This is a genomic window from Dyadobacter endophyticus, assembly GCF_014641595.1.
GTDB classification, from domain to species: domain Bacteria; phylum Bacteroidota; class Bacteroidia; order Cytophagales; family Spirosomataceae; genus Dyadobacter; species Dyadobacter endophyticus.
Genome location: NZ_BMIA01000003.1, coordinates 735221 through 749483 on the forward strand (window position 1 = coordinate 735221; position 14263 = coordinate 749483).

16 protein-coding genes are annotated in these 14263 nt (G+C 49.2%); 10 read left to right on the forward strand and 6 right to left on the reverse strand.

The genetic code is table 11. The features are described 5' to 3' along the window. Window positions 1–6: 6 nt before the first annotated feature. From rfbA to IEY24_RS22810, 5 genes are read left to right on the forward strand one after another with little or no spacing between them, the layout of a single operon-like run. On the forward strand, window positions 7–873 hold the full coding sequence (rfbA, locus tag IEY24_RS22790; RefSeq protein WP_188936355.1) for a glucose-1-phosphate thymidylyltransferase RfbA: 867 nt from the start codon (window positions 7–9) through the stop codon (window positions 871–873). 39 nt (window positions 874–912) lie between these two features. After that, window positions 913–1554, forward strand: coding sequence for an O-methyltransferase (locus tag IEY24_RS22795; RefSeq protein ID WP_188936357.1), 642 nt, complete (start codon window positions 913–915; stop codon window positions 1552–1554). Window positions 1555–1583: 29 nt separating this feature from the next. Then, the gene (locus tag IEY24_RS22800; protein ID WP_188936359.1) at window positions 1584–4121 is read left to right on the forward strand and encodes a LysM peptidoglycan-binding domain-containing protein; all 2538 of its coding nucleotides are present in this window, start codon (window positions 1584–1586) and stop codon (window positions 4119–4121) included. An 11-nt stretch (window positions 4122–4132) separates the two neighbouring features. Then, window positions 4133–4732 carry a DUF3109 family protein gene (locus IEY24_RS22805; protein ID WP_188936361.1) on the forward strand — a complete coding sequence of 200 codons (600 nt, stop codon included), beginning with the start codon at window positions 4133–4135 and terminating at the stop codon, window positions 4730–4732. Continuing rightward, window positions 4716–5048: an MGMT family protein gene (locus IEY24_RS22810; protein ID WP_188936363.1), complete on the forward strand. Its 333-nt coding sequence runs from the start codon at window positions 4716–4718 to the stop codon at window positions 5046–5048. Before IEY24_RS22805 ends, IEY24_RS22810 begins: the two co-directional genes overlap by 17 nt. A 53-nt stretch (window positions 5049–5101) precedes the next feature. Here the strand turns inward: IEY24_RS22810 and IEY24_RS22815 are convergent, their stop codons facing one another. From IEY24_RS22815 to IEY24_RS22825, 3 genes are all read right to left on the reverse strand, one after another. Further along, window positions 5102–5500, reverse strand: coding sequence for a hypothetical protein (locus tag IEY24_RS22815; RefSeq protein ID WP_188936365.1), 399 nt, complete (start codon window positions 5498–5500; stop codon window positions 5102–5104). A 266-nt stretch (window positions 5501–5766) separates the two neighbouring features. Next, the gene (locus IEY24_RS22820) at window positions 5767–6339 is read right to left on the reverse strand and encodes a hypothetical protein (RefSeq protein ID WP_188936367.1); all 573 of its coding nucleotides are present in this window, start codon (window positions 6337–6339) and stop codon (window positions 5767–5769) included. A 201-nt stretch (window positions 6340–6540) separates the two neighbouring features. Then, window positions 6541–8007 (reverse strand): sodium:solute symporter, encoded by a 1467-nt coding sequence (locus tag IEY24_RS22825; RefSeq protein ID WP_188936375.1) that lies wholly within the window; start codon window positions 8005–8007, stop codon window positions 6541–6543. Window positions 8008–8113: 106 nt separating this feature from the next. Between IEY24_RS22825 and IEY24_RS22830 the strand changes: the two genes are divergently transcribed. From IEY24_RS22830 to IEY24_RS22840, 3 genes are all read left to right on the forward strand, one after another. After that, on the forward strand, window positions 8114–8389 hold the full coding sequence (locus IEY24_RS22830) for an ATP-dependent Clp protease adaptor ClpS (protein WP_188936377.1): 276 nt from the start codon (window positions 8114–8116) through the stop codon (window positions 8387–8389). 76 nt (window positions 8390–8465) lie between these two features. Continuing rightward, complete coding sequence (gene recR, locus IEY24_RS22835) at window positions 8466–9080, forward strand: recombination mediator RecR (RefSeq protein WP_188936379.1); 615 nt, start codon at window positions 8466–8468, stop codon at window positions 9078–9080. Between the two features lie 23 nt (window positions 9081–9103). Continuing rightward, a complete protein-coding gene (locus tag IEY24_RS22840) occupies window positions 9104–9829 on the forward strand; it encodes a superoxide dismutase (RefSeq protein WP_229222908.1) in 726 nt (241 codons plus the stop codon). A 133-nt stretch (window positions 9830–9962) separates the two neighbouring features. Here the strand turns inward: IEY24_RS22840 and IEY24_RS22845 are convergent, their stop codons facing one another. Continuing rightward, on the reverse strand, window positions 9963–11306 hold the full coding sequence (locus tag IEY24_RS22845; RefSeq protein WP_308420626.1) for a tetratricopeptide repeat protein: 1344 nt from the start codon (window positions 11304–11306) through the stop codon (window positions 9963–9965). Window positions 11307–11446: 140 nt separating this feature from the next. On the opposite strand from IEY24_RS22845, the gene IEY24_RS22850 reads away from it, so the two are divergent. Beyond that, window positions 11447–11980, forward strand: a complete 534-nt coding sequence (locus IEY24_RS22850) for a TlpA family protein disulfide reductase (RefSeq protein WP_188936381.1) — start codon at window positions 11447–11449, stop codon at window positions 11978–11980. 56 nt (window positions 11981–12036) lie between these two features. Here IEY24_RS22850 and azu read toward each other — a convergent pair whose 3' ends face one another. Both azu and IEY24_RS22860 read right to left on the reverse strand, forming a co-directional pair. Further along, complete coding sequence (azu, locus tag IEY24_RS22855) at window positions 12037–12534, reverse strand: azurin (RefSeq protein ID WP_188936382.1); 498 nt, start codon at window positions 12532–12534, stop codon at window positions 12037–12039. A 96-nt stretch (window positions 12535–12630) separates the two neighbouring features. Beyond that, entirely contained in the window at window positions 12631–13233 is a 603-nt protein-coding gene (locus IEY24_RS22860; RefSeq protein ID WP_188936384.1) for a hypothetical protein, read from the reverse strand. A 104-nt stretch (window positions 13234–13337) separates the two neighbouring features. Here IEY24_RS22860 and sucD point away from each other — a divergent pair, with 104 nt between their 5' ends. Beyond that, entirely contained in the window at window positions 13338–14216 is an 879-nt protein-coding gene (gene sucD, locus IEY24_RS22865) for a succinate--CoA ligase subunit alpha (protein ID WP_090374873.1), read from the forward strand. The last annotated feature ends 47 nt before the right edge of the window (window positions 14217–14263 follow it).

The following is a 14263-nucleotide window of genomic DNA, read 5'->3' on the forward strand; positions in this document are numbered from 1 at the left end:
CTATTTATGAAAGGCATTATTCTGGCCGGCGGTTCCGGTACGAGGTTACACCCGCTTACATTGGCAGTCAGCAAACAGCTCATGCCTGTTTACGACAAACCGATGATATATTACCCGCTGTCCATCCTGATGCTGGCGGGTATCCGTGAGATCCTGATTATTTCGACCCCGCACGACCTGCCGCATTTCGAAAAGCTGCTTGGCGACGGAAGCCGCCTTGGCTGCCAGTTCAGCTATGCCGTGCAACCAAGTCCGGACGGTCTTGCACAGGCATTCATTATCGGTGAAGAATTCATCGGCGATGATAAAGTAGCGTTGATCCTCGGCGATAATATTTTCTACGGATCGGGGCTTTCGACATTGCTTCAATCCAACAACGATCCCGACGGCGGCGTGATCTTTGCCTACCAGGTACACGATCCTGAGCGTTACGGCGTTGTAGAGTTTGATAAATCCAATCATGTGATTTCCATTGAAGAAAAACCGGTGGAACCGAAATCCAATTATGCGGTGCCTGGTTTGTACTTCTACGACAACGACGTAGTTGAAATAGCTAAAACTATCCCTCCATCACCGCGCGGCGAGCTTGAAATTACAGACGTGAACCGGGTTTACCTCGAACGCGGCAAACTGAAAGTAGGTGTCCTCAACCGCGGTACGGCGTGGCTCGATACGGGCACATTCCAATCGCTGATGCAGGCCGGGCAGTTCGTTCAGGTTATCGAAGAAAGGCAAGGTTTAAAAGTGGGCTGTATTGAGGAGATCGCATACCGCATGGGCTTTATTAATGCAGAACAATTGCGTGAAATCGCCCGGCCTCTTTTGAAGAGCGGCTATGGCACTTATCTCGAACGCATTGTAGCCCATGCCTGACGGGCATCGGCACCGGGAGTAGCACATTATCATATTCGAATGAAGTTTTTGGTAGAGGAAATCGAAGAATATTCCGCGGCCCACACGGAGGAAGAGAATGCATTGCTGAAATCCCTCAACAGGGACACCCATGCCAACGTTCTCAGCCCCCGTATGCTCTCCGGGCATGTGCAGGGCAGGTTCCTTTCTATGATTTCCAGGATGATCCGGCCCGACCGCATTCTGGAAATCGGCACTTACACCGGCTACTCGGGCATTTGCTTTTGTGAAGGCCTTAACCCTGGTGGAAAACTAGTTACCATCGATGTGAACGAAGAACTCGAAACCTTCACCAGACGGTATTTCGACCAAACGCCTTTTAAGGACCAGATCGACTACCGCATCGGCAATGCGCTGGATATTATCCCTACGCTCACCGATACGTTCGACCTGGTGTTCATCGATGCGGATAAAATCAACTATTCTTCTTATTTTAACCTCTGCCTCGAAAAAGTACGCAAAGGCGGTTTCCTGATCGCCGACAATGTGCTTTGGAGCGGCAAAGTAGTTGAACCGTTAAAAAAGGCAGACAAAGACACGCAGGCATTGCTGGATTTCAACCGGATGGTCCATGAAGATCCCCGGGTTTCCAATATCCTCCTACCAATCCGCGACGGGTTGATGATTCTTCAGAAATTATAGTACTCAATAGTCAGGCATTTTTACTTTTTATGGCCAGAACTTCCACTAACATCATCTCTTTTGTTATCGTCCTGCTGCTGACCGGCAAGGCAGCTTTTGCACAGGCACCCGAAATCCCTTCCAGCGTCTCTTTCGGCGGTATTACCGTGAAATTCGACAGAAGCGCCCAGGATATCATCGAGGAAGACGTCAAAAGCCTGATGTCGAACCGGAAGTTTTGGGAAGAAAAAATGGATCGGGCCATTATGCACTTTCCGATCGTGGAAGGCATCTTAATGGACGAAGAAGTGCCTATCGACTTCAAATACCTGGCCGTTCAGGAAAGCTCTTTCCGCCCCGACGTTGTTTCAAGCTCAAATGCAGTCGGTTACTGGCAGTTCAAACCCGAAACCGCACGTGAACTCAACCTGCGTGTGGATCATGATGTGGATGAACGAAAGAATATCAGCTCCTCAACACACGCCGCCGCCTGGTATTTGAAAAAGAACAACCAGCAATTCAATAACTGGGTTACCACATTGTATTCTTATTACCAAGGTGCGGGAGGTGTGAAGAAGGTCGTTCCAGCGAGTTGGGCGTACGCACGTGAAGTGACGCTCAATGGGAAAACCGACCGCTATATGCTCCGCTTTTTTGCCCACAAAATCGCATTGGAATCAGGCATTGAACGGTACAAATCGCCGAATGCCTATGTTCTGATGGAATCGGATTATGGCAAAGGCCAGTCGCTCGACGAGATCGCCAGATCACTGGGAGTTCCCGCAGGAGAGCTTAAAAGCCATAATAAATGGCTTAATGACGATAAAGTACCCAACGACCGCGAGTACCTCATCACCCTGCCCGTGCCGGTAGATCAGGTTGCGAGCGTTCGTGAAAAGCTTTCACTGCCACCCCGTCAGACAGCCGTTGCTTCGGTTTACGAGGACACCGGGTTCCCAGTCCTGAAAAAATCGGCCATTCAACTGCAAGAGCCTAATTCCCCCACACTTTACGAAATTAACGGCTTGCCGGGTATTGAAGCCCGTGCCGGCGACAAACCTAAAACATTGGCCAAAGCGGCAGGTATACGTACACCGCGTTTTATGCGCTACAACGACCTGCTCGCAGATATGCAGCTCGTTCCCGGGCAGGTATATTACCTCTCGCGCAAGCACAAGAAGGCGGACGCCCCATCCCACATTGCCCGCCCGGGCGACACATGGCTGAGCGTTTCGCAGCAATATGGTATCCGATTGGTGAGCCTTTTGAAATTCAACCGTACAACAAGCCGCAACTACCCTATTCAAACCGGCCAGGTACTGTTTCTGAACAAAAAGCGGCCTCGCAAGCAGCCTATCGAGATCGTTGCGCCGCCACAGCCGACTACGCCCGCCAAAAGGGATTCGATCATCGCCACGGCCGGCGCAACGGTCGTTCCCGAAAAAGCACCTGTTTCTGCTACCACATCGCCGACCGCCGCGAACAGTAATGTTCCGAGCAATCCATCCGGTCGCAAGAAATACACACCGGTTTTAGTGGAAAAAAATGAAAGCGGCGCAGCAAAGGAAACTGAACCCGCCACGACGCCTGCCGGAACTGTCGCTTCTACCGGAAAAGCTACAACCAATGCAGCCGGCCTGTACAAACCGTCCGCTCCGGCTACCAAAACGCCTGTCGCAGGGACGCCTGCCGCAGGGACGCCTGCGAATACCAACGACCGCGTGGTTATTATTACGCAGGATGATACCAACAGCACATTCAAATCAAACGATGAGGATAAATCGGCCGGTAAATCCAGCACAGCTAGCAAAGTTGTGACACCAAGTGCTACCCGTACGACCGCGTCCTCCGGCTCCGTGTACACCCGGATGCGTTCGGAACGCGCCGAAGTCGAAAAAGAAACTCCTACGAAAAAAGAGACCGAGCCCGCCAAATGGAGCAGCGCCGGAGAAAAAGATGAGGTCACCGCTTCGGCGGCTACGAGTTACCATACGGTACAACCCGGCGACACCTATTTCGGCATTGCGAGCAAGTACAATCTGTCATTGCGTGAATTGCTGACCATCAACAACCGTTCCGCGCAAAGCCGCCTGGTATCGGGCCAACGACTGCTTGTATCAAAAACAGGTGAAGAAACGGCGCGTGCCGAGGCTCCTGAGCCAAGCAAAGTAGCAGTAGAACGCCCAGCTCCTGCCTCAACTTTTAGAACACCGGAAGAGATTAAGGAGGAAACACGCCTTTCGGCAACACCTGGGAGTGAATTCCATACCGTTCAAAGCGGACAGACTTATTACAGCATTTCAAAAGCTTACAATATTTCCATCAAGGAACTGCTCGAATTAAATAACCTGAGTGATTCGGATCGCTTGAAATCTGGTCAGAAACTGCGTGTGCGAAGAGGAGAAGGAGGTGAAACAGAGGCTGGAAACCAGCCGTCAGCTGCACAAACACACACCGTCGCGCCAGGCGAAACGCTCTTCCGCATTGCTCAAAACTACCATACAAACGTGGAAGACATCAAGAAATTAAACAATATGTCCGGAAACAGTGTTATGGTGGGACAAAAACTTAAAATACCTCAGCAATAGGCTGTTCAATTATGATTCTCATTGAAAATACGTGCATTAGCGACGACATCGAAGACCAGGAGTTTGTCTGTAATCTCGACAAATGCAAAGGCGCATGCTGTGTGGAGGGGGATTCCGGCGCCCCGCTGGATGAGGGTGAACTCGCGATTCTCGATGAGATCTATCCCCAAGTCGCGCCATACCTGACAGAGGCAGGCAAAGAGGTGATCGCCGCGGAAGGCACCTGGACCAAAGACTGGGACGGCGACTACGTGACCCCCGTTATTAATGGCCGTGAATGCGCCTACGCCATTTACGACCAGAAGGGCATTCTCAAATGCGGCATCGAGGAAGCTTACAACGATGGCAAGATCAGCTATAAAAAACCGATTTCCTGCCATTTGTATCCGATCCGGGTTACTAAATATGAGCAGTACCACGCGCTCAACTACGACCGCTGGGAAATATGCAGCCCCGCGTGCAGCTTGGGTCAGCAACTGAAAGTCCCGGTTTACAAATTCCTGAAAGACCCGCTTATCCGCGCTTATGGTGAGGATTGGTACCGCCAGCTTTCACACGAAATCGACGAAAGACAACAGGCCCGCGTCAACGAGCATGAAAAAGGGAAATGACTTTTTCAATGACGTTTACGACGTGGTAAGGCAAATACCGCCGGGGCGTGCGACGTCGTATGGAGCCATAGCGGCATACCTCGGACAGAAACGCGGCGCCCGGCAGGTGGGCTGGGCAATGGGCGGCAGTTACCATGAAGAAGGGCTTCCGGCCCACCGTGTGGTAAACAAAGCCGGCGAGCTCAGTGCCAGCCAGCTTTTCGAGACGCCAACCACCATGCAGGAGAGGCTCGAAAGCGAGGGCGTGAAAGTAGAAAACAACCGCATTGTAAACTGGGAGCAATGCTTCTGGGATCCCGAAAAAGAATTGCATTGACATAAAAAATCCCGGTCTCTACAAAAGACCGGGATTTTTTATGGGCTCCGCGCTCATTGCAGCGAGATTACTTTGGAACTGGTGCTCTCGATGTTCACTTCCTTTACCTTTTTATCTTTCTTGTGCGATAGTTCAAAATAGTAAGTTCCGTCGTTCATTTCGTCGAGATTGAACACGCGACGGTACTTCGTATCATGATCGTTGAATACCTCCGAATAATAGATCTTACCGGCTTTGTCTTTCAACACCACGCGCAGTCTTTCATTTTCGCTTTTATCTACCGACAACCGCACTTTATTGCTGTCGCCGACTTTGTACAATGCAGCGTCAAAAGTCACCGCGCTGGCGGCTTCTTTTTCTTCTTTACTTTTCTTTTTGTCTGCCGCAAAAGAGGTGAAAGACAATGTGAGCGCGAAGGCGCTGGTCAGGATGGAAACAATGGAGATTTTCATGGCTATAAGTATTTAAAGTTTGGATCTGTACAATCGCACAGTTGACTTTAAATAAAAAAAGGATGTGCCAAACTTGGTTTCAATAACCAAACTTCGGCACATCCAACTATTAATACACTGATAATGAGCAGCTTACTATTATTTTCAAAAATTTTCCTTCTACTACTTGTCGGATAGGAGGCTGTTCAGAACCGAACATTTGTGCCTGAAACCGAACGCTTTAAAGCGGCACGCAGGCGTGCGGCACGCCCACGTGGTTACGCGGGTTAAATTTTTCCTCTGCTTTCGTTCGCAATTTTCTGGATCATCGGCAGCCTGCTAGCAGGTATCGGATGGCGATAGTCCCAAAAAGCCGAAACGCATACGATCTTCCATTGCCCGCCGATTTTTTCCAGCAGCCTTACTTCCTTGCTATGGTGAAAATTCTTTTCTGACTTATCGCTGTTAAACTGGTCCCAGGTAAGATAGGCTACATCGTCGTCGTAGAACTTGAAAATCATATTCTTACGCTCCACGATCGGGTGGCTGGATACAGGTTCGGGATTATCCTGAATATATTTTCCAACCTGCTTGTTGATATCCGCCCAGCCTACATTGGAATCAAAGGTGCCATCATCATTGCTCCAAGCCTGAAAGGCATAGTCTGTCTGTGCATAATTCGCCTTCCAGGCAGCAAAGTCCCGGGCGAAGAATGACTTTGTTTCATTCTCTATGACTGCTTTAATCGCTTGTTTTTCCTTTTCAAGATTGGCTTGACGGCTAGCTTCCTCTTCTGCGGCTTTGTCCTTGCAGGATATACAGAATATCATGCACAACAACATAACTGACAGTGTTTTCATATTGCAAAAGTTTAGTTTGTTAAATAAATAACCGAACTCAATCTTTCAACAAAACATCCATCAGGTGGCATGAGATACACGCCTGATTTTATCAGAAAGTTAATATTTTTTTGAATATATGCAAGAAAAAGCCCTGAAAATGTGTAACCGTTTCCAGGGCCGATGCATATTAACGCCTTTGATGTTGTAACCAGCTCTTCCCTACGCCTGCGGGACATAGCGCCGGGCGGTGCGGTCGTGCAATAACCAGAGACCTATAAAAGTGATTAACCCATTGATAATAAGCCGCTCAAATCCAAATTTATATCCATTAAACCATTCAGCTGAATGGTCGTTGATAATGTAGGTCAATATGGGGGCGAGGATACACACGACAGGAACGAAGCGGTCTTTCACCGGGCGTTTCAGGAAAGCTCCGAAAGAGAACAGCCCAAGTAATGGCCCATAGGTATAACCGGCGAGGTCGAACACTGCCGTAATCACCTCTTTATTATTCATCCGGTTAAAAATCAGGATGACCAGATAGAAAACCACCGAAAAGCCTACGTGCACCCAGAACTTGATCGAGGAGCGTTTTGCTTCCGGCTGCTTCTCGATATTCATGAAATCGATACAGAATGCGGTAGTCAATGCGGTAAGGGCCGAATCGGAGCTGGCATAAGTAGCCGCCGTAATGCCCAGAAGGAAAGTAATACCGACAACCAATCCCAGGTGGTTCAACGCGAGCATCGGATAGAAATCGTCCGTTTTCGCAGGCGTGGGTATGCCTTGCGCCTCTGCATATACGTAAAGCAGCGCACCGAGCGACAGAAAAAGGAAGTTTACGATCACCAGCACCACCACAAACCAGAACATATTCTTCTGCGCTTCACCGATGTTTTTGCAGGTTAAATTTTTCTGCATTAAATCCTGGTCGAGGCCGGTCATGACAATCGCGATAAAAACCCCCGCGAAGAACTGCTTGAAGAAATTTTTAGGATCGTTGGTATCCCAATAAAATATTTTGGAATACCCGCTTTTCTGAACGCTGGTCCAGATGTCGCCGATTCCATTCAGATTGAGCTCGCTGGATACGAGAATGATCGTCAGAATGACGGCGGTAATGAGGAAAAAGGTTTGCAGCGTGTCGGTAACGATGATCGTTTTGACCCCGCCTTTGAATGTATAAATCCAGATCAGGAAAATCGTAATGGCGACCGCCACCTCGAATGGAATGCCCAGCGGCTTGAACAATGCAAGCTGCAATACCTGCGCAGCCACGTACAAACGCACCGCAGACCCGATCGTACGTGAGAGCAGAAAGAAGCCGGAACCTGTCTTGTAAGACCAGAACCCAAAGCGCTGTTCGAGGTAAGAATAGATGGAAATCAGATTCAGCCGGTAGTACAGCGGCATAAGCACCGTGCCAATCACCAGGTATCCCAGAATATACCCTATTACCACCTGAAAGTAGGAAAACTGGATATTTACCACCGCTCCCGGGACAGACACAAACGTGACGCCCGACAGCGAAGTGCCGATCATACCAAACGCCACCAGGTACCACGGCGACTGCCGGTTGGCCGTGAAAAAAGTATTGGTATCCGCACCCCTGGAAGTAAAAATGGACACTGTGATCAGCATTCCAAAGTAAACGACCAATATCACCAGGGAAATGTAAGGGTTCATCAAAGTGGGTATTTGGGGATTCAGGAGTGGATTAAAAGGCGCTTAAAAGCTTCGGATAGTCTCCGTTTTTAATTAGATTTGCTAATCAAACAGAAATTTGGTTGTTATGCAAGCGCTCACAGAAACAGAGCTGGAAATTCTGGAAGAAACGGTAGATACAGACATTAAAAAGCTGGTAATCTACAATGACGACGTGAATACCTTCGATTGGGTGATCGATACACTGGTCGAAGTTTGTGGTCATAGCAATGAGCAGGCTGAACAATGCACGATAATTATCCATTATAAAGGCAAATGCTCCGTGAAGGAAGGATCTTTTGAGGAGTTGGCCGGGATGCGCAACGAAATATGCAGGAGAGGCATTTCAGCCGAGGTGCATTAGGCCCCCCTACCGCATTGCCAGCATCAACAAAACGGGTTTTGATGTCCTTTCAAACCCCATCACTCAGCATCTTCTCATGAACTACCCCTCACGTCTTATTGAGGAAGCCGTTGCCGAAATTTCCCGTCTGCCGGGGATTGGCAAAAAAACAGCATTGCGCCTGGCATTACATTTGCTGAAAAGGGACGAGGAGCAAACGCGCTCGCTGTCCGATGCGCTGCTGAACATGCGTACTAAAACTACTTACTGCACCCGCTGCCACAACATCGCCGACGACGTACTTTGCAATATTTGCAACAATAACAAGCGCGACCAGACGACCATATGCGTCGTGGTGGACACACGCGACGTGCTGGCTATCGAATCCACAAACCAGTACCGGGGCGTGTACCACGTGCTCGGCGGCATTATCTCCCCATTGGAGGGCATCGGCCCGTCGGACCTCGAAATTGATTCATTAATGTCGCGGGTGGGCGAGCGGGAAGGTGAAGACGCTGTTCAGGAAGTAATATTGGCATTGAGTCCGACGATGGAAGGCGACACCACCGCTTTTTACCTGCAAAAAAAGTTAAAGGCCACGGGAGTCAAAATAAGCACTATCGCAAGAGGTATCCCCATCGGCGGAGACCTGGAATATGCGGACGAGATCACACTCGGCCGCAGCATTGTAAGCCGGGTGGCTTACGATTAACACTAAACACTTATTGTACTGTTATGAATAGAACAGACTTTTTGAAAACACTCGCCGGCAGCGCACTCACTGTGAGCGCATTGGCTGAGCAGTCACTTGCCGGAGTGTCGCACGCAGGAACATCCAATACCATATTAGCGGAAACAGCTCCATTCAAACAAGCTCCGCTTCCTTACGATTTCGGCGCGTTGGAGCCCAGCATCGACAAGCTGACGATGGAAATTCACTACGGTAAACACCACGCGGCATACGTCAAAAATCTCAATGACGCTGTAAAAGGAACCGAATGGGAGAAAAAATCCCTGGAAGATATTATCAAATCGATCAGCAAAGCACCGGCTGCGGTGCGCAACAACGGCGGCGGCCACTGGAACCACACTTTCTTCTGGGAAGTAATGGGCCCTAAAAAGAGCGCTGCGCCAACCGGTGCTGTCGCCGATGCAATTAATGGCCAGTTCGGGTCATTCGATAAGTTCAAAGAAGAGTTCGGGAAAGCCGGAGCTACGCGTTTCGGTTCGGGCTGGGCATGGCTCGTTGCCAAAGGCGGAAAACTTGCCGTAGGTTCAACGCCCAACCAGGATAACCCATTAATGGATGTTTCCGATTTCAAAGGAACGCCAATCCTCGCCCTCGACGTTTGGGAGCACGCCTATTACCTGCATTACCAAAACAAACGCCCGGATTACATCAAGGCATTCTGGGATGTAGTGAACTGGGATAAGGTGGCTGAGAATCTTAAAAAGGCTTAAATAGGGAGGAAGGGGAGAATGGAGGAAAGGGAGGATGGAATGCTGATCAAGTCATTCCGTCCTCCCTTTCGTTTTTATTTCAAAATCCCCCCTTCTTCCCTTTCCTCCTTCCTCCCTTTCCTCCCTACAAAAACTAGTTACAATACGCCCCAATGACCTTATAAGCCTGCTGATAACCCAGCTCGCCTGCTTTACTCAGATCAAGACAGCCGTCGTTGATTTCCCCCAGGCTGTTTTTAACAATTCCTCTTAAATAATAAGCTTCCGGATAGTCGGAACGGAGTTTGATCGAGCTGGTAAAATCCAGCACAGCGCCCATTTGGTCGCCCGATGCCGAGCGGATCATTGCACGAGAGAAATAGGCATTGGAATAGGTAGGGTTGAGTTCAACGGCCGTGGTAAGATCGGCCAGAGCCCCTTTGAGCTCCCCTACTTTCGATTTCGCGAGCGCGCGCACGTAATATGCCTCTGCACGCTCGTTCGTGAGACTTTCGATCTTCAAGTGCGTCTGTACCTGGTCGCGCAGCTCGTCGAGTTTCTCTTTGTTGATCTTACCTGTGAATGCGTTCTTCTTGGGATCACCGGTATAGGCGTTTTTCACCTCAATGGCTTTGGAAAGATCGGCAATCGCACCACGAGGGTCGTTCAGCTTTCCTTTTGCGAATCCGCGGCCATAATAGGCATTGTAATTTTCGGGGTCAAGCTGGATGGTCTTGTCAAAGTCGATGATAGCACCCTGAAAATCATCGATTTTATTTTTAGCAAAACCGCGGTTGCTGTAATACTCGCTGTCATTCGGGCTCAGCTCGATGGCACGGGTAAAATCGGCGGCAGCACCCTGATAATCCCCAAGTTCGAGTTTGGCCAGACCTCTGCCCGCATAGGCACCGGTGCGTTTTGGGCTAAGCTCAATCACGCGTGTGAAATCCGCAAGGCTGCCGGCGTATTCCTGCAAATCCTGTTTGCAATTGCCTCTCGCATACAATGCCGCAAGCTCATCGGGGTTCAGCGCCAGCGCGTGGTCGAGATCGATAAGGGCATTTCTGTGGTTTTTCAATTTGGCGTAACTCACTCCCCGATTGTAGTAAGCCTTAGGCTCCTCGGGATTGAGTTCGATCGATTTGGAATAATCTTCGATGGCCGAACGGAAGTCTTCCTGCAAACTTTTGCTTACGCCCCGGCTTTGATAATAAAGCGCTTCCTTAGGATTCAGCTCGATGGCCTTGTCGTAATCCTGCATCGCACCCCGGTAGTCTTTGAGATTGGCCTTGGCGAGCCCTCGGTTGAAATAGCTGGGCGCGTGGTCAGGACTCATGGAAATTACCGATGTATAGGCCTGCATTGCCCCATTGAAATCACCCGTCCCGGCTTTGGTATTACCGTCTTCGAAGTACTCGGCTGCTGAACGTTGGGCGAAAACGGGGCAATGGAAGATAAATGCAAAGAGAAATGAAATGCCCGTAAATTGAAGTCTCATGAATGTAAACCTTTTCCTCAAATCAATGTTTTTTAAATAGTGTATAAAAGTATTCAAAATCCGAGTCAGCATCAAAAAAAGAAAAGCCCTATTTTTGGAATGGCTCCAATCCCCATCTATTCACCAGAACCACACCAGTTATGTCGTCGACCACGAAGAAAATATCACTTGTTTTATTGCTCCTGATAGCCGGCGCGGCGGTTTATTTTGCGTTTTTCAAATCGCCCGTGCAGCAACGCAGCGATCTTGCCGAGTCCCCTGCTGCGCAGGAATCTGTTTACCTGCCGCTCACGGACCTTACGGGCAAAGAAGTAGCCATGGACGAGAACAAAATCGCCTTCGTGAACGTGTGGGCAACCTGGTGCGGGCCTTGTAACATGGAAATGCCAGGCATTCAGACGCTTTACAACAAATACAAAGATCACAGCAAAATCGCATTCTACATTATTTCCGACGAAGATGCGGAAACCGTGAACCCGTTCATCGCTCGAAAGGGATACCAATTGCCATTCTATCAATATGCAGGCCCCTACCCTTCGGCCCTCGACGGCAATGCAATTCCGAGGACGTACATTATATATAAAGGCAAAATTCTAGCGCAGGAAATAGGCGCTTCGCAGTGGGACAGACCAGAGGTGATCGAACTGATCGAGAAGCAGTTGGCCGAGATATAAAACAGAAAAGGCGTCACACAAATGCGTGACGCCTTTATATAAAATTTCAGGTTTGCTTATTCAACGATGAAGCTACCTTTCATCAGCGCGTAATGGCCTGGGAAGCTGCAAATGTAGGTGTAAGTTCCTTTTGCAGGAGCTGTGAATTCGATGGTATCGCTTTCGCCACCGCCTACCAGCTTGGTATTCGCCAGAATGCTGGCTTTTTCTGATGCAGGGATATAATCGGTTTCACGTGCAGCAGCAGCTTTCGAGCCGAACGCAGCTACGTCGGTACCTGGTTTCAGCAGAACCCAGTTGTGGCCCATAGCAGCTTTCGCAAGTTTACCTGAGTGAGTCAGCGTAAGTTTCACTTTTTGTCCAGCCTTCACTTTGATCTCTTTCAGGTCGAACTGCATTGCATCACTTCCTTTGATCACGATCGCCTTAGCTTGCTTCACATCGCTTGCTACTTCTTTTGCAGGAGATGTTTTAGCCGAAACAGGGTTCAATGTAACTGCTCCGAAAGCCAAAACTGAGGCAAGAAGCATTACGCCATACTTGGTCCTTTTCATATTCTGAGTATTAGTAAACTTGTGTTGGTTAAGATTAACTGGTGCAATTTACGACACGGGTTCTGAAAAATGCAATCCATTAACAATTGTTTGAACTTAAAAAAGGATCTTATATTGGTCGCGGACAGCCCTTCCGACGCAAATAACCGATAACACCATCATATAGTGGTTGATATCCACCGGGTCCATCGGCAGTGGCAGCTTCCCCGACTTGGTCGAAAGTGCCAGCAACATCATGGAAAACAACGTCCATAATGCGCTCTTCTGGCGGTTAGCGAGGCCGACGCAGGAGATCAGCAATGCTACCAGAATGCAAAATGCCTTGATGATCAATCCAACATATTCCACCCGGAACCAGGTAATGCAATAAAACAGCAGTGCCCCCAGACCGACGGTTGAATAGAACAGGTATTTACCGCTATCGTAGCGCATGATCAGGCACCATGACGCAGTGACCAGGCACATTGCACCGAGCGTCATTTCCCCAGCCCCGAATATTTCGCGCGCCATCTCCAATCCTTCTACACCGGCATAAAACAATAGGTCAGTCAGGGCGACCAGCGAAATACTCCCGAAGAAAATGCCCCAGAGCCACCTGATCAGAACGGGTTGCTGCCTGAAATACCGGAAGAAGACAAATAAACTGGTGATCGTTAGAACGAGGTTGGAAAATATATGCGGATTCAGAAATATGTTCATAAACAGCCATCCATGTAGTCAAAAAAGCAATTTACAAATTATGCCTACATTTTGCTACTTCGTGCTTTTCGTCCTACTTTTACCGAAAAAACTGATTTACCAACATGAGCGTTTTAGTTAATAAAAACTCCAAGATTATAGTTCAGGGATTTACCGGTTCGGAGGGCTCGTTCCACGCCCAGCAAATGATTGAATACGGTACGAATGTCGTAGGTGGTGTTACGCCTGGCAAAGGTGGGCTTTCTCATTTGGAAAGACCTGTTTTTAACACAGTTGACCTTGCCGTACGCGCTACCGGTGCAGACGTTTCGATCATTTTTGTTCCACCGGCTTTTGCCGCTGACGCGATCATGGAAGCTGCTGATGCTGGTATCGGCGTGATCGTTTGTATCACCGAGGGTATCCCAACCAAGGACATGATGCAGGCGAAAGAATATATCAAAGGGAAAAACACGCGCCTAATCGGCCCTAACTGCCCTGGAATTATCACTGCCGAAGAATGTAAAGTGGGTATCATGCCAGGCTTTATCTTCAAAAAAGGAACGATCGGTCTGGTATCGAAATCGGGTACGCTTACGTACGAAGCGGTAGATCAGTTGTCACGCGCAGGATTGGGCCAGACTACGGCGATCGGTATCGGCGGTGACCCTATCATCGGTACAACCACCAAAGAAGCGGTTGAGCTTTTGATGAACGACGACGAGACGGAAGCGATCGTTATGATCGGTGAAATCGGCGGAAGCATGGAAGCGGACGCTGCCGCATATATCAGATCAACCGGCAATAAAAAGCCCGTTGTAGGTTTCATCGCCGGCCAGACTGCCCCCAAAGGACGCCGTATGGGCCACGCGGGTGCGATCATCGGCGGCGCGGACGATACTGCGGAAGCGAAAATCAGAATTATGAAAGAGTCGGGCATCTTCGTAGCGGAATCACCTGCATTGATCGGCGAAACGATGCTTCTGGCACTTGGAAAGAAATAATCATTGCTAACTGACTTTGATCAAAGGGCTGGGGAAACCCAGCCTTT

What these genes read in the sequence shown, in the direction of transcription:
- rfbA (WP_188936355.1), top strand. Translation starts at nt 7, where the DNA reads ATGAAAGGCATTATTCTGGCCGGCGGTTCCGGTACGAGGTTACACCCG.
- IEY24_RS22795 (WP_188936357.1), top strand. Translation starts at nt 913, where the DNA reads ATGAAGTTTTTGGTAGAGGAAATCGAAGAATATTCCGCGGCCCACACG.
- IEY24_RS22800 (WP_188936359.1), top strand. Translation starts at nt 1,584, where the DNA reads ATGGCCAGAACTTCCACTAACATCATCTCTTTTGTTATCGTCCTGCTG.
- IEY24_RS22805 (WP_188936361.1), top strand. Translation starts at nt 4,133, where the DNA reads ATGATTCTCATTGAAAATACGTGCATTAGCGACGACATCGAAGACCAG.
- IEY24_RS22810 (WP_188936363.1), top strand. Translation starts at nt 4,716, where the DNA reads ATGAAAAAGGGAAATGACTTTTTCAATGACGTTTACGACGTGGTAAGG.
- IEY24_RS22815 (WP_188936365.1), bottom strand. Translation starts at nt 5,500, where the DNA reads ATGAAAATCTCCATTGTTTCCATCCTGACCAGCGCCTTCGCGCTCACA.
- IEY24_RS22820 (WP_188936367.1), bottom strand. Translation starts at nt 6,339, where the DNA reads ATGAAAACACTGTCAGTTATGTTGTTGTGCATGATATTCTGTATATCC.
- IEY24_RS22825 (WP_188936375.1), bottom strand. Translation starts at nt 8,007, where the DNA reads ATGAACCCTTACATTTCCCTGGTGATATTGGTCGTTTACTTTGGAATG.
- IEY24_RS22830 (WP_188936377.1), top strand. Translation starts at nt 8,114, where the DNA reads ATGCAAGCGCTCACAGAAACAGAGCTGGAAATTCTGGAAGAAACGGTA.
- recR (WP_188936379.1), top strand. Translation starts at nt 8,466, where the DNA reads ATGAACTACCCCTCACGTCTTATTGAGGAAGCCGTTGCCGAAATTTCC.
- IEY24_RS22840 (WP_229222908.1), top strand. Translation starts at nt 9,104, where the DNA reads ATGAATAGAACAGACTTTTTGAAAACACTCGCCGGCAGCGCACTCACT.
- IEY24_RS22845 (WP_308420626.1), bottom strand. Translation starts at nt 11,306, where the DNA reads ATGAGACTTCAATTTACGGGCATTTCATTTCTCTTTGCATTTATCTTC.
- IEY24_RS22850 (WP_188936381.1), top strand. Translation starts at nt 11,447, where the DNA reads ATGTCGTCGACCACGAAGAAAATATCACTTGTTTTATTGCTCCTGATA.
- azu (WP_188936382.1), bottom strand. Translation starts at nt 12,534, where the DNA reads ATGAAAAGGACCAAGTATGGCGTAATGCTTCTTGCCTCAGTTTTGGCT.
- IEY24_RS22860 (WP_188936384.1), bottom strand. Translation starts at nt 13,233, where the DNA reads ATGAACATATTTCTGAATCCGCATATATTTTCCAACCTCGTTCTAACG.
- sucD (WP_090374873.1), top strand. Translation starts at nt 13,338, where the DNA reads ATGAGCGTTTTAGTTAATAAAAACTCCAAGATTATAGTTCAGGGATTT.